This is a genomic window from Paenibacillus sp. FSL R5-0475 (assembly GCF_038004585.1).
Lineage (GTDB): Bacteria > Bacillota > Bacilli > Paenibacillales > Paenibacillaceae > Paenibacillus_AQ.
This window is the reverse complement of sequence record NZ_JBBORK010000001.1, coordinates 5,690,625-5,705,054: the sequence shown is the minus strand read 5'-3', so window position 1 is coordinate 5,705,054 and position 14,430 is coordinate 5,690,625. Positions and strand designations below refer to the sequence as shown.

Below are 14,430 nucleotides of genomic sequence, written 5' to 3'. Positions count from 1 at the left end.
ACCCTGACCAAAAAAGCTGCCAACGATATTGCAATATCGTTAGCAGCTTTTATTTTATAAAACTATCTATTCCAACTTCATATAATACAGATTCGCCGTACTATCCTTCGTAATGGTATGTGCGCCCGCCGTAAGGGAGACAGTGGCAATGCCATTCGTTATAGGATAATTTGTTCCATCCACTTTTATTTTGGTTCCTTCTGTATTGAACACTAGGGTTAGGGTTGAAGCTTTAGCAGCTGTGAACTGAATACTGGTTGCACTCTCGATTTTTAGACATTGAGTTAGGGTTAACCCCTGATATGTCACAGTTCCCTTACTTGTTGAGAGATTCCCTTGGATATTGAAGAAGCTGCTCGTTGTTCCATCAGTGGTAAAGTTATGAACGGTTGCTGCCGCTGTCGGCACTGGCGTTGCCGTAGGTGTCGTTGTCGGTACAGGTGTTGCTGTTGGCACAGGAGTAGCTGTTGGAGTTGGTGTCGGACTTGTTGGGTTTGAATTGCCCCCTACGGAGACGAGCCCCGTTGTGTAGCTTCTGATTGCAGACATCAGTGCTGTGTTCAGTGCATACGATGCGTCATCCACGGAATCATTAAATGCCCATGTGAAGTCTCCGCCATTCAGGCGTCCGGCTTTTGCCGTAACAACCTGTTCTACATTGCTTACGTTGTCAATATTCGATACGTTCACTCCAGTTTGGATGCTCGTATCGAAGTTATTATAAGCTGTTCCGCCTTTTAATGCTTTGTATGAGCTTGGGACGGTTTCATTTCTCGACGAAGCTAAGTAGGCATCAAATGAGGTTGCATTAGCAGGAGCTGTCCCTGTATTGGAGTTAGCGTAGATAAGACTTGAAGCACCAACAATTAGATTGTTATAAGCTTTAATCACACCTCCATTTTCACCCGAGAACGTACCCTCACCTAAAGCATCTGTACCCTGTAAGGAACTAAGCATTGGGTCTTTAGTATTTCTAAAAACATTGGATTCCACAAAGGCCGAAGCTCCGGTTGTAACGCCGACACCATATTTCGAGACTCCATCATAGAAGTTATTATAGACATGAACAGAGGCCACTCTGATCCGCGGATGACGGGAGTCCGAATGATCGAACCAGTTATGGTGGAAGGTAACAAAGAATTCTGCAGACTCACTAAGTCCGACTAGAGCAGCTTTTCCGGAATCAAAGTAGTGGTTGTACGAGATAGTAATGTACGTTGATCCTTTTTTGAGGTCCGTAGACCCGTCACCTTTGGCTTGGTCCGCATCGCTCCCTGCAGATCCATAGAAAATATCATTATTATGCACCCATACATTCGCATTGCCTGTATCCATTGAAATGCCATCGTCAGGAAATAACATTACACCCAGATTTCTTACTTCCAAATTACCAACATATCTAAGAAGCAATCCCCAACCGTATGCATAAGCATCTTTTCCGATACCTTCGATTGTAATATTCATTTCTGAATAATTGTTTTTACCTTTGACTTCAAGATATCCACTGCTGTTAAGCTGTCCACTCAGGTCAGCGGCTGTAACTTTACCGATAATTCGGATGGCAAGTGGGGTTGTATCATAACCCTTTTGTCTCAGAGCCAAGATGCTACCAAGACCAACGCCTGTTTGTACAGCACCTGAGCTGTTGATTTTCACATCAAGTGTTACGGTTTTCGCATTCTGAGATGTTATATACAGCACTTGAGCACCATTCTTGAGGGTTCCATTCTCATTATAAGCGCCAGAACCCGTACCAAATGGCGAGCTTGCCGAAAAAGCAAACCCAGATCGATCATATGACGTTACGGATAACGTATTTGATACCACACTTGCCGTTTCTCCCGATGACAGGGCAGCTTCAACCTTCATTACATAACTTCCAGCTGCAAGCCCTACAGCATCCGCTCTCCAATAGGAAGAATATTTGCGGATCAATTCATTATCAATCTGTTGGTACCCCGAATCTGATGCGCTTGCCTGTTTAACATATACGTTATATCCTGTCGCATTACTTACAGGTGACCATTCCACATATGCCGCTTCATTCCAGCCTCCACTGCCTGTCATCGAAAGACCAGCAGCATGCACTACTGTATTTGTCCATCCACCTGCTATCAAAGAAAGTGCAAGAGAAAACAACACACCAATACTGATTACCTTGGCAATACTTTTTTTCATTTTATTCCCTCCTGATTCTAATTTGTTGCAGATAGAATTGTAACCGCTTGCAAGAAGATATAAAGCTTCCTTTTCACCTCCTGACAATATTACATTTTATGGGACTAAAACATCCTCAACATATCAGAACAGAAATCAGTTCCGATACAATCATTTCCTCATATTTTTCACATCTAACAGTATTCTGAGTTAATGATTATAGGACAGAGCATTGATTCACCCGTACTTTCAGCAATGTATCCTGGGCTCTTGTGAAAATACAACATGAATAGCCACACAGTAGCCAGCACATAATAAAATTCACAACCATTAGATAATCAAGGGAGGAGCTTTCAATTGAGTGCAAATCAACCAGATAAGAATCTAATCAACACAGTAAAAGAACTGGAAGCCACGCCCGTAAACAGCCTGGAAGCCCAACAGCAGCAGCAAGCCCGTAATGATCGCCGCAAACAAGCTCTGCATGACAGCGATGGCAAATTCTCAGAAAATGAATCTGGGAACTTCCATTAGAGTCTTCAGCTATGTCCGCACCCCAATAAATCGCACGTTTTATGATCCTTTCCAAAATGAAAAAAACGTAAAAAAGCGACCACGATGGTCGCTTTTTTACTGATATTAAGAAATGCCTTCTCCTGCAAATCATTCTTATCTTCAGTATCCAGACGAATACTCTTTGCTTTCTTTTAAGCGAGCAATATCATGGCCCGTCGGGTTTTGGAAGACACGAAGCCCAAATATCGGTACAACTGCAAAAATGTGATCAAAGATATCAGCTTGAACCGATTCATACACCACCCAGTTAGTATCATTGCTAAACGCGTAGATTTCTAAGGGCAGTCCATTATCCTCTGGCGCGAGCTGTCTGACGATCAGCGTCATATCCTTATGAATTTTAGGATGATTCCTCAGATATTCATGGATATATTCTCTGAATACACCAACATTCGTGAGATGTCTTCCATTTACTTTACTCTCCATATTGATTTGATGTTCGATATTATAAATGCTAATTTCATTTAATCTTGCCCTTATAAAATCGGAAAGGTAGTGAATCTTCTGGAATTCCTCCATCATTTCTTTTGTACAAAAACATATGCTGCTTGTATCGATATGAACGCTTCGTTTAATCCTTCTGCCGCCAGAAACTTGCATGCCCCTCCAGTTTTTGAACGAATCTGAAATAAGGGCGTAGCTAGGAATCATGGTGATTGTTTTATCGAAATTCATAACCTTTACCGTATTCAATGTAATGTCAATTACATCACCATCCGCATTATATTTAGGCATTTCGATCCAGTCACCTACACGAACCATATCATTAGATGATAATTGAACACCTGCCACCAAACCCAATATAGAATCTTTGAAAATCAGCATAAAAACAGCTGATAATGCACCTAACCCACTAAGTATAATCAGTGGATTCTGACCAATGAGGTTAGAGATCACTACAATAACACCAATGATAAATAGAATAATCTTTGCAACCTGAATGTACCCCTTGATCGGTCTAATCTTGGAGACCTCGAATGAGCGATAAATAGCATCAATGGCATTAAGTAGTGCATTAAACACCGTGATAGTTACGATAATCATATAAGTTAAGGCGGATTTTTCAATAAAGGCCTGATATAGCGGAAAGATAGACGCAGAATAATAGATGATGAAGGCTGGCGCGAGATGCGACAGCTTGTGAAACACTTTTTTCTCCAAAACGATATTATCCCATGCATACCGATCCTTACTAATGAAATGAATAATTATCTTCAGCACGATTTTTTTGGCTATTAAATTGGCCAGTACAGAGAGTAGTGCTATAAATAAGACCATGATTATATTCGAAAGATAACCTGTCATTTGTTCGCTTACACCGTAACCTGCTAGTTGATCTTTTATAAAATTCATCATTTCCTCCTGCTGCGTGTTACTTAGATTGTTTGATGAAATGGTCTAGCACTAACATACGACGCTTCGATCGTTGCGGTTAACTATTATTGCCTAGTTTCAACTAATTGTATTAACCTTGTCAACGCGCTTGAGTAAATCGAGTCATGTCTATACACAAACCATACCTGCAAATCTCGGTACTCTTCAGGCAAGCGGTGGGAAGTGATTATGCCCTGCTCCTCCGCCTTGGCAATCGCTGACTGTGGCAGCATAGACACACCAAGTCCAGAGGAAACGCCATCCAGAATAACTGCTAATGTGCCAAATTCCATAATCTGATAAGTGATCAGGCCAGTGCCTCTAAGAAAACTCTCTGCTTTTGCCCGATGCGTACATCCAACGTCAAAGAACAACATCGGCTTCATGAGTAACTCATACATTTCATTTTGTCCCGGCTCAGAGATCAACACCAACTCCTCTTCAAAAGCCGCGATATGTTCTATATCTGCATCATCAACAGGACCATAGACGAACGCTCCATCAAGCTCGTAATCCAACACCTTTTGTAAGAGCGCATGTGTCACACCCGTAGTGAGCGATAAATTAACATCCGGATATCGTGATTGATACTCGGCCAATAGAGGAGTCAGATGAATGACTGCTGTCGCTTCAATGGAGCCTATCCGAAGCGGCCCTGCAGGATGGTCCGAGTATTGTGTAGTTTTCACAGCCTCGTCCATCAGAGTCAGTATTTTATCCGCATATCCCAGTAAATTCTCGCCAGCCAAAGTTAGCGTCATTCCTCGATTGGATCTCCGAAAAAGGGGTGTTTTCAACTGAGCCTCAAGATACTGAATTCGAGTCGTCACATTAGACTGTACATAGTTCAACAATTGCGCAGCCTTGGTTATGCTACCCTCTCGAGCCACAGCCTGAAATATTCTTAAATCTCCGCTTTCCATTTCTAAGTCACCTGCTTGGTATGATCATTTATGATACTCACATTCGGTTTTGTTCATTTTACTGTATGATTCCCACTCTGTACAATTCAAATAGATATATCTAAATACGAATTACTGGAGGAATTAGGATGAAAGCAATCGTACATGCTGGAATGAACGGTTTGAAGAGCCTGACATATGAAGACGTTGTTGACAAACAGCCGGGCTTCGGCGAAGTAAAAGTAAGGCTGAAAACCGCAGGGTTAAATCATCGAGACTTATTTCTCATGGCGGATCGAACAAACGAGGATGCTCCCCTAATTATGGGCTCTGATGGGGCAGGTATAATTGAAGCGGTAGGTGAAGGCATAACATCACTTACAGTAGGTACCGATGTAATCATTAATCCGTGTATCGGATGGGAAATCACCCACGATGTCCCGAACGTTCCGGCCATAGTGGGCGGCCCTTCAGATGGTACATTTGCCGAGTCTATCGTCATCCCTGCGCAAAATGCCATCAGCAAGCCAGCTTATTTGTCTTGGGAAGAAGCGGGTGTGTTGCCCTTATCTGCCTTGACAGCCTATCGGGCTTTGTTTACGAGAGGCCGCTTACAGCAAGGTGAACATATCCTTATTCCGGGTATTGGTGGCGGTGTAGCTACTTATGCCATGCTTATGGCTTCAGCAGCGGGTGCACGAGTCAGTGTCACATCACGAAGTGAAACAAAAAGGCAAGTTGCTCTTGCACATGGGGCAGATCATGCCTTTGACAGTCATAGTGATTGGAAGGAAAGTATGAAAGGAGAAACAGTGGATCTCATCCTGGATAGTATCGGGCCAGCGACGTTCCAACAGTACTTTGATATCATTAAGCCAAATGGCCGGATCGTTACATTTGGTGCAAGCTCAGGAGATCGAATGGAATTAGCAGTACGATCCATATTTTACCCCCAAATTAGTATCATCGGCACCTCAATGGGAAGCAGTGAGGAGTTTGTTGCGATGCTTCAATTTATGGAACTCCACTCGATACGCCCTATCATTGATAGTGTCTATCCTTTACAAGACACCCTTCAAGCCTTTCAGCGAATGCAACAGGGGGAGCAGTCTGGGAATATTGGAATAAGAATTGATTGAAAAAAGACACCTCACAAGGTGTCTTTTATTTACTCTATATGGAACCGAGGCGTGGCACGGTAAATCCATTAGCCGCCCTGTGTTCAATGCATGCAAGTATTCCACCGCAACATGCCAAGAGTCAGCAACCATCTATCCTTTTACGTGGCGCTAACACGTCGTTTAGCAAGCGCCATCGCGGCAGCATAGCCGGAGCTCCAGGCCCATTGCAGGTTATAGCCGCCGCAATCTCCATCCACATCCATCACTTCACCTGCCAAGTACAACCCAGGTACTAGCTTGGATTCTAACGTTCCTTCGATTAGCTCCGTCGTATCGATGCCACCGGCTGTTGTTTGTGCATTCGTGAAGCTATTGGTATCGGTCACTTTAAATTCCCAACGTTTCAAGATTCGATAAAATATTTTCTTGGTTTTCCATGATAAATCCATACAAAGCAAGTGCGGCTGTTGATCAATTCCAGCCTCCTTCAGCAGAACTGGAATCAGTTTCTTGCTGACGATGCCCACAAAAGAATCGGCAACCGTCCGGTGTCCGAAGATCCCCCAGTGGATCTCCAGAAAATCAATTAACTCTTCCTCCGTGCGCTCCGGCATTAAATCAACCGACAATGTCACCGATTCTCCTATTCCGAGATTATACGCAGCCTTTCTGCTGAGCTGAAGTATGGGCGGGCCCGAGATACCATAGTCCGTAAAAAGAATCTCACCAGACTCAGTGCGGATGACTTCATTGTTTACGATAACATGGGCCTCTCCCTCAAATTTGATGCCCGATAGTTCCTTCAAATACGGATAATCCAGCTTCAATTGTACAATGCCTGGCACCGGGTTGATCAGGGTGTGCCCCAGACGTTGGACAAGCGTATAACCGGAGCCGTCCGTTCCCGTTTTGGGAGCGGTAAGGCCGCCTGCACATAGAAAAAGATAGTCGCTGGTATACACAACCTGTTCCTCTGTCTCCGTCTGGCAGGTTATCGCGAACCGCGGATGTCCCGCCGAAACGGTAACATCCAACACTTTATGTTTATAATATACGGGAACATTCCGATCCTCCAGCGCCAGCTTAAATACACCCGGCACCGAAGCCGCCTGCAGCGACATCGGATACATCCGGCCATTCTCCAAGCTTACAAAAGGAAGCCCGAGCGAGGAGAAAAATTCGATCGTTTGGCGGACACCGAATTGCCGCAATACATGTATTGGGAATCCTTCCTGATTACTGTGATACTTGCGTGATAAAGCGGCCGCTTCATCCGTACCGGTGGCGGTGGATTGGTTCGTAATGTTGCAACGCCCGTTACCCGTCGTTATTATTTTCTTCCCAAGCCGGTCATTGCTTTCAATAATTGCTGTATCAATACCTTGATCCCTCGCTGTAACTGCAGCCATTAGACCTGCAGCACCCCCACCGATAATGAACAGCTCGTGGTGCTTAGAAGTCTGATCCTTATACATGTTAATTGATGCATCCCTTTTCCTAATAAATTTATTGAATTGACTTAGCTAGCGCCATGGCGGCCACATATCCGGAACTCCAGGCCCATTGCAGGTTATAGCCGCCGAAATCTCCGTCGACATCCATCACTTCGCCAGCCAAATACAGCCCAGGCACCAGCTTGGATTCCAGCGTTCCTTCGATGAGTTCCGACGTATCAATGCCGCCGGCTGTCACTTGCGCATTCGTAAAGCCATTGGTATCCGTCACTTTAAATTCCCAACGCTTCAAGATTCGATAAAATTTCCCCTTGGTTTTCATCGATAGATCCTGGCAAAGCAGCTCTGGCTGTTGATCTAAGCCAGTCTCTTTTAGTAGGACAGAAACAAGCTTCTTATTGAAGATGCCAACAAGGCAATCCGCCACAGTCCGGTGTCCAAAGGTCTCCCAGAGCCTTTCTAAAAACTCAACTAACTCTTCCTCCGTGCGGCCCGGCATCAGATCAACCGACAATGTTACCTGTTCTCCTCTTGCAAGATGATACGCAGCCTTCCTGCTTAGCTGAAGAATTGGCGGGCCGGTAATACCATAATCCGTGAAGGCAATTTCACCCTGTTCACTGCAGATGACTTTACCGTTCACAATGATATGGGCTTGTCCCTGAGATTTGATAGTGGACAGTGCCCTCATATTCGGATATTGCAGCTTCAATTGCACAATGGCCGGCAAAGGCTCAATCAGGGTGTGCCCCAGACGTTCGGCAAGTGTATACCCAGGAGGTTCTTTTCCCGCATTTGGACCGGCAAGGCCACCCGCAGATAGAAGTAGATAGTCGCTAGTATAAACAACCTCCTCCTCTGTCTCCGTTTGGCATTTTATCTTGAAGCGCGGATGATTCTTCGAAACAGTAACATCCAACACTTTGTTATTGAGGTATACCGGAACATTCCGATCCTCCAGCGCAAGCTGAAAAATATCCAGCACCGCTGCTGCCTGCAGCGACATTGGATACATCAAGCCCTCCTTCAATCTTGTAAGTGGAAGCCCGAGAAAGGAGAAAAAATCTATGGTCTGACGGATGCCAAATTGCTGCAATACCGCAAGTGGAAATCCGGCCTGATGACTGTGATACTTGCGCGATAAAGCGATTGCTTCATCCGTACCCGTTGCAGTGGATTCATTCGTAATGTTGCAGCGGCCATCACCTGTCATTAATATCTTCTTTCCAATCCGGTCGTTACCTTCCAGAATGGCAGTATCGATACCCATATCACACGCAGTAACGGCGGCCATTAGTCCGGCAGCACCTGCGCCGATAATAAACAGCTTGTGGTGCATAGAAGTCTGATTCTCATACATGGTTGGTCAATGCATCCTTTATCCAATTTTTCTAAAAGCACAGAGTCACTTTATTAAATTATAGCATAAGTATACTGGTTTTCATTTATATCTCCCTATTAACTCTTCCTATCCTATGTTTGCCTTTTTTATCCCTATATAGAACCTTAAATTTTTCTTCACGCCTTCTTCACTGCAATCTTTAATTCCACATACGAAAGATACTGGATCTAGCAAGATACTCATTTTTTTGAACCGTCACGCATAGTCCAGATCATACTCTGAAAATATGAAAAAAGACACCCTTCATGGTGTCTTCAATAATACTCCATATGGAGCCGAGGGGAGTCGAACCCCTGTCCGAAGATAACGGCACATAGGTTTCTACGGGTGTAGTAACAGTTTTGATGTCACCCTAGAGTCGCTCTGTAACCTATTCCAGTTCCCCGCTATTTAATCTGTAGGTCAATTCAGTTAGCACCTACTCCCTATGTAGAATTGATTTTAGATACTCTAAATCATAATCGAAGGTCTTATGTAACTCCGACAGGTTATATTGATTAAGATATGAGACTATACTTTCCAACGTAGCAATTCGCATCATATGCGAAATATCCCCTACGGTATCAATATTAGCCAATAACCTTCGTTGCTTTTCCAACTCAATCATTCTTTCAATAACTTCTTTAAAGCCTCTTAATGATTTTTCATCTTTAAAAATAAACGGCCTTTCAATATCAACATCTTTCAGTTTATCTTTATATTCTTCAAGAGTCTTATTCCTTATTCGTTCAGCAAAATCCGCCCTCCTCTGATCAGGACCCAGGCGAAATCTAGTTCTCCAAGTCACGAATGTCTCTTTGGGCACCCCCAATTCAGAAGAACCATCCCATTGATCCATATGACGTTCAACAATAAGTTCATGCATAATATCTTTTAAAGGTTTCCCGTATTTCTTTTCTACCTCTTCTTGATGCTCCTTATTTGTCTTCATGGATTTCCCCCCTACAAAATTAACTTTCTTACTTTCTATAGAAAATAGAATCGAATTAAGAGGAATTTATACATACTGTCACTCGAATAGCATCTTCAATATGAATGTCGACGTACTTATTTCTTTTCTTCCCTTCCAAGGCTGCCCAAACAAAACGAACTTCGTTCCCTTCCTCATCTATATCCCATAGAGCGTATGGGTCCGCTACAATTGCTCTAAGTCCAACTTTATCTGAGTAATCATGCAAAACGCCATCTGAAGCATGCTTATGACCGATGGTTATTATATCGCCTTTCTTCAGTTCGCCATTTGTCTCAAGGAGTAAATCACGCAACCCTTCTAACAGGTTAACGATCTCTTCCCTATTTACAGTGCCGCTATAAATCAAATCATTATTTGAGGCACTTAATTTAATAGACATGAAGTTATTGTCATCTGTAGTTTCAAGGGATACTTTATCTTTTTTGAACAAGGAAATACGTATATCCATTATTAATCCCCCTTCTGCTCCCGTTGTCTTCAATTAGCTTTAACAATGGATAAAAAGTAATCTCTAAGTAGAACTCTTTTGCTCTCATACTGGTTGCGGCTGTCATCAACCCCTGGTGAGAGAGATAGTCATGCTATACATCAACAAATTCCGGCAAAAACCATGATTCCAGTTAATGATCTATAGATGTAAGTAAAACGTTCATATTCCTCTTGTCCATCTATCAAGCTGCTGCTTCGACCATAATCCCATGTGTGCTTCCCAACCTTTCTATTACTTCCAGTTTAATTGATTTGGGATTTTACACAATTCATTTTACAGACTCGATTGGCTATCGAAATATTGATTTATTTTGTTATTAATTTCATCATAAAGTTGCTTGACTTGTTGACACATAGAATTTGTTACAGTTGGTTCAGAACTATGCACTGTATAGTTTCTATACCTTCTTAATTCATCTACTTCTTCCATAAGCTCTATGTTTAATATTTCCTTAGCATTAAGAATTTTTAGTGATTGAAGAATTTGTGGTTTATAGTCTTTATTACTTTTTTTGGTATAAAAGAGAGTTGGTGAGCTTATTAAAAATTGTGCATTCGAGGTAATCAAATCCTCCATCATATTATAGTACTTTAAAAACTCAGCGAGATCACCTTTGGAGCCATCTTCTTTATCGATTTCATGTTTTCGAACATTACTCAATTTCAAAATTTTGTTTGGGTCTGCCACTTTAATAACAAAATCAACAATATAAAAAATCTCCATCAACAATAAGAGGACTGTTTGATTTAATAGGAAGATATGTATACCTTTATGTAAGTGCAGGTTAGATAACCACGCAATGTTTGCCATACATGCAGCGACTGAACATATACACATTACTCCCATTTTTTTAATAGACCTGTAATAATCCTTTTTTAAGGTCTCAACTGCATCATATAAAGATTCATCTGCTTGTACTTCTTTTTCTAATCGATCATTAAAGAAAATGTATCCTGCTAAAGTAAGCCCAAATAAACCTGCAATAACTTGTGCCCCTGTTGAATATAAGTAGAGTACTTGATTTTCATTCAACTCAAAATAGCTTATTTTACTTACACTCAAAAAAAACCCATAACTGCTTAATATTATAAATATAATTTCAATAATTCTTATAACACTTAAATCTCTGACCTTAGAGGTTATCAATAGTTACACCCGACTCGCTAATTTTTTATGTTTTACTTTCTAATTTTTTATTATTCTACAATCTTCATCCTAATTCCTTCAAAAAAACTCCTTTAGTGATCTGTTTGACATGGACCCCACGCATGAAGTTACATCTATATCTATAACTTCATGCGTGGAATCGTTGCATTAAGCACCGACCCTAAGCACAACAATTCACCAGCTCCGAGTATGATTTAATCGAACGGTAGTTCCCCATGATACTCCCGCTGATGAGAAGCGGCTACTTCTATATAAGCATTCTTACCTTGAATTCGTATACGCAGTTCAGACGACTACTCCATTAGTTTTTTTGACAATATACATGTTTACACACATATTCTCACATTGTCTAAATACCGTCAAAACAAATGTCGGCTGACTCCGTTATAAATACCCTACACCATCAGAAATATTTCTTATTCATCATCAGAATAGACAGAATCCCCCTCAACCACGCGGATTCACTAAACTCATCGTATACGAAAACGCAAAAAAGCGACCTCACAAGGTCGCTATTCTGATATTTCATATGGAGGCGAGGGGAGGCGAACCCCTGTCCGAAGATAACGGCACATAAGCTTTCAAATTATAGAATCGTATAAGAATTACTGATCTATGGTTAAAAAAGGAGACTGATCATAGGAATATCTCCTTAGTATAGTGATGCAATTATATAAGTTAATACACAAAAGTACCTTTGCCGCTACAGATGATGGCTGGACCCTTTTAATTATTAGAAGTTGCTAATTCCCTGCAGAATCAAGATACGTTTCAGCTTCTTCTATCGATTCGTACAAGTTTGCAATATCTTTAAACATACGATGCATTTGCGTTTTGTAGAAAGAGGTAGGCGCAACATACACCCATTTGTGTTTTGTAGAGATTCCAGCTTTCACAGCATCTTCACTAGTTGGAGCAAGAATTGCCAACACTTCTTGCTTAAATACCAGGCCACCAGTAATTACAGTCATACCTGTAAACCCTCGCTTAGTTTTCTTCAGTACTTTCGGAAATTGTTCCGCGTACGCAAGGGCATCCTCAACATCCATACCGTCCGATGTTACAATAATTCTGTTTTTGTTTTTAACATAATCAATAGTAAAACTCATGATAGTAATTCCTCCGAATGTTTTTGTTTTTGGATGCTTAATACTATAATTTTATATCAGTTCGGGCTCTTATAGATATTAATAACTTCAAAGTGAATGATCTAATTTTAGATGTAGATAACATGTCTACAATAATGAACACATTTAGTTCCCTATAACTCCTTGTCTACATTCGGTCTACAATCCAACCACTAAACAGCAAAAAACCCGCTATTTTAGCGGGTTTTTCTTATGGAGCCGAGGGGAGTCGAACCCCTGTCCGAAGATAACGGCACATAAGCTTCTACGAGTGTAGTCACAGTTTTGATGTCACCCGAGTATCGCCCCGTAACCGGCTATACGTTGGGTCAGCCTGATTATCTTCTTCCGTTGACCCCAGGCGGAGACCAGACGGCGTATCCCACTACTTGTTAGCCCCTATCCCTGTCACATGGGCGATGCAGGGTAGAAGCACGCGCGCAGTTTCTTAGGCTGCGAAAGCGTAGTTGTTTTGTTGTTTGCCGTTTAATAGGCTTTAGCGTTGATGAAGCGGACGCGTCCCCACTACTCGCTACTCATGCTCGAACTACCCCCGTCGAATCCAAGAACGGCCCCTCATTAAAAAGGGCGCTTCGGATCAAGCGGATCTTCCAAGCAAGAGAGATCCTATCCACAGCTTCTTCTTCAAGAAGTCTGTAACGAAGCAATAATCTTACTTACTCAGTATATCACATTTATCAATACTTTAACACGTAGGTTAAAGGAATTGAAGGTGGAAACTGGTACTCATTTGAATCGTACATTCATCCTAGATTATCTGGCGATCTTTTGCTTTTCACGCAATACACGCTGGATATCACGCTGAGCATCACGCTTAGCAGCAGAGTCACGTTTATCGTACTCTTTCTTACCTTTACCAAGACCAATTAACAGCTTCGCGTAGCCATTTCGCACATAAACCTTGAGTGGCACAATCGTAAATCCATCTCGCTTGGACAAGCCCAGCAGTTTATGAATTTGCTCCTTGTGCATCAGCAATTTACGAGTACGCGTCGGGTCAGTAGGGTTAGCACGATTACCTTGTTCAAAAGGGCTGATATGCATGTTGTGAATGTGAATCTCACCGTTACGGATCGTAGCAAAAGCATCTCCAATATTAGCGCGGCCATTACGCAGCGACTTGATTTCTGTACCTGTCAGTACCAAGCCAGCTTCATAAGTATCCTCGATAAAATAATCATGGGAAGCTTTTTTGTTCTGGGCAAGTACTTTCCCGTCTGCTTTTTTACCCATGAGAATCACTCCTTGAATCATATTCATAAGTTAAAGTAACCATGTCTCTCTAATCTTAAACGACATAGTCATCGAACGTCTGATCTATATTGTAACAAATGGAATCGATTGTGCGCAAGGAAGGATCAGGTAATCCTTTCCCAGCCATTTTGACAACTAGTTGTCAGTAAGTTTACCCAATAGTTAACTTTAATTACATTTATTTATAAAAAAGGTGTTCATGTTTCTATATTCACTCATCCCAGTCAACTCATACCCTTTTCTATTCACTCTCTCCCTCCGACGCTACCCTAAAGCTACATAAATGCACTTTATACATCTATTTAATATATTTAGATGCTCGATGGTTGTTTAGTTGTACTTTCTGCAGTTAAAAACTCAAAATCATGCCGTTTTGAAGATACTGATCACATTTTAATGTACAAAGTGCAAT

12 protein-coding genes and 1 other RNA gene are annotated in these 14,430 nt (G+C 41.9%); 2 read left to right on the top strand and 11 right to left on the bottom strand.

Going from position 1 to position 14,430, the window contains the following annotated elements; genetic code table 11:
• Positions 1–66 precede the first annotated feature (66 nt).
• Positions 67–2,178 carry a pectate lyase family protein gene (locus MKX41_RS25635; RefSeq protein WP_340973683.1) on the bottom strand — a complete coding sequence of 704 codons (2,112 nt, stop codon included), beginning with the start codon at positions 2,176–2,178 and terminating at the stop codon, positions 67–69.
• Between the two features lie 336 nt (positions 2,179–2,514).
• Here MKX41_RS25635 and MKX41_RS25630 point away from each other — a divergent pair, with 336 nt between their 5' ends.
• Positions 2,515–2,691 (top strand): hypothetical protein, encoded by a 177-nt coding sequence (locus MKX41_RS25630; RefSeq protein ID WP_179085866.1) that lies wholly within the window; start codon positions 2,515–2,517, stop codon positions 2,689–2,691.
• A gap of 141 nt (positions 2,692–2,832) precedes the next feature.
• Here MKX41_RS25630 and MKX41_RS25625 read toward each other — a convergent pair whose 3' ends face one another.
• Together MKX41_RS25625 and MKX41_RS25620 are read right to left on the bottom strand one after the other, a co-directional pair.
• Positions 2,833–4,086 carry a mechanosensitive ion channel family protein gene (locus MKX41_RS25625; RefSeq protein WP_340975080.1) on the bottom strand — a complete coding sequence of 418 codons (1,254 nt, stop codon included), beginning with the start codon at positions 4,084–4,086 and terminating at the stop codon, positions 2,833–2,835.
• A gap of 86 nt (positions 4,087–4,172) precedes the next feature.
• Complete coding sequence (locus MKX41_RS25620; protein ID WP_340973681.1) at positions 4,173–5,030, bottom strand: LysR family transcriptional regulator; 858 nt, start codon at positions 5,028–5,030, stop codon at positions 4,173–4,175.
• A 128-nt stretch (positions 5,031–5,158) separates the two neighbouring features.
• Here MKX41_RS25620 and MKX41_RS25615 point away from each other — a divergent pair, with 128 nt between their 5' ends.
• Entirely contained in the window at positions 5,159–6,148 is a 990-nt protein-coding gene (locus MKX41_RS25615) for a zinc-binding dehydrogenase (RefSeq protein WP_340973680.1), read from the top strand.
• Between the two features lie 140 nt (positions 6,149–6,288).
• On the opposite strand, the gene MKX41_RS25610 is transcribed toward MKX41_RS25615, so the two are convergent.
• From MKX41_RS25610 to smpB, 8 genes are all read right to left on the bottom strand, one after another.
• Positions 6,289–7,605, bottom strand: coding sequence for a BaiN/RdsA family NAD(P)/FAD-dependent oxidoreductase (locus MKX41_RS25610; RefSeq protein WP_042184042.1), 1,317 nt, complete (start codon positions 7,603–7,605; stop codon positions 6,289–6,291).
• A 31-nt stretch (positions 7,606–7,636) separates the two neighbouring features.
• On the bottom strand, positions 7,637–8,944 hold the full coding sequence (locus MKX41_RS25605; protein WP_340973678.1) for an aminoacetone oxidase family FAD-binding enzyme: 1,308 nt from the start codon (positions 8,942–8,944) through the stop codon (positions 7,637–7,639).
• Between the two features lie 460 nt (positions 8,945–9,404).
• Entirely contained in the window at positions 9,405–9,917 is a 513-nt protein-coding gene (locus tag MKX41_RS25600; protein ID WP_340973676.1) for a hypothetical protein, read from the bottom strand.
• 55 nt (positions 9,918–9,972) lie between these two features.
• A complete protein-coding gene (locus MKX41_RS25595) occupies positions 9,973–10,407 on the bottom strand; it encodes a hypothetical protein (RefSeq protein WP_340973674.1) in 435 nt (144 codons plus the stop codon).
• A gap of 315 nt (positions 10,408–10,722) precedes the next feature.
• Positions 10,723–11,511: a hypothetical protein gene (locus MKX41_RS25590; RefSeq protein WP_340973672.1), complete on the bottom strand. Its 789-nt coding sequence runs from the start codon at positions 11,509–11,511 to the stop codon at positions 10,723–10,725.
• 848 nt (positions 11,512–12,359) lie between these two features.
• On the bottom strand, positions 12,360–12,725 hold the full coding sequence (locus MKX41_RS25585) for a hypothetical protein (RefSeq protein WP_042184038.1): 366 nt from the start codon (positions 12,723–12,725) through the stop codon (positions 12,360–12,362).
• A gap of 229 nt (positions 12,726–12,954) precedes the next feature.
• Positions 12,955–13,319: a transfer-messenger RNA gene (gene ssrA, locus MKX41_RS25580) on the bottom strand.
• A gap of 198 nt (positions 13,320–13,517) precedes the next feature.
• Positions 13,518–13,997: an SsrA-binding protein SmpB gene (gene smpB, locus MKX41_RS25575; protein WP_042123338.1), complete on the bottom strand. Its 480-nt coding sequence runs from the start codon at positions 13,995–13,997 to the stop codon at positions 13,518–13,520.
• Positions 13,998–14,430 lie beyond the last annotated feature (433 nt).

Bases quoted from the DNA above. Each gene is read 5' to 3' on its own strand.
- MKX41_RS25635 (WP_340973683.1), bottom strand. From the start codon at position 2,178: ATGAAAAAAAGTATTGCCAAGGTAATCAGTATTGGTGTGTTGTTTTCT.
- MKX41_RS25625 (WP_340975080.1), bottom strand. From the start codon at position 4,086: ATGAATTTTATAAAAGATCAACTAGCAGGTTACGGTGTAAGCGAACAA.
- MKX41_RS25620 (WP_340973681.1), bottom strand. From the start codon at position 5,030: ATGGAAAGCGGAGATTTAAGAATATTTCAGGCTGTGGCTCGAGAGGGT.
- MKX41_RS25615 (WP_340973680.1), top strand. From the start codon at position 5,159: ATGAAAGCAATCGTACATGCTGGAATGAACGGTTTGAAGAGCCTGACA.
- MKX41_RS25610 (WP_042184042.1), bottom strand. From the start codon at position 7,605: ATGTATAAGGATCAGACTTCTAAGCACCACGAGCTGTTCATTATCGGT.
- MKX41_RS25605 (WP_340973678.1), bottom strand. From the start codon at position 8,944: ATGTATGAGAATCAGACTTCTATGCACCACAAGCTGTTTATTATCGGC.
- MKX41_RS25600 (WP_340973676.1), bottom strand. From the start codon at position 9,917: ATGAAGACAAATAAGGAGCATCAAGAAGAGGTAGAAAAGAAATACGGG.
- MKX41_RS25595 (WP_340973674.1), bottom strand. From the start codon at position 10,407: ATGGATATACGTATTTCCTTGTTCAAAAAAGATAAAGTATCCCTTGAA.
- MKX41_RS25585 (WP_042184038.1), bottom strand. From the start codon at position 12,725: ATGAGTTTTACTATTGATTATGTTAAAAACAAAAACAGAATTATTGTA.
- smpB (WP_042123338.1), bottom strand. From the start codon at position 13,997: ATGGGTAAAAAAGCAGACGGGAAAGTACTTGCCCAGAACAAAAAAGCT.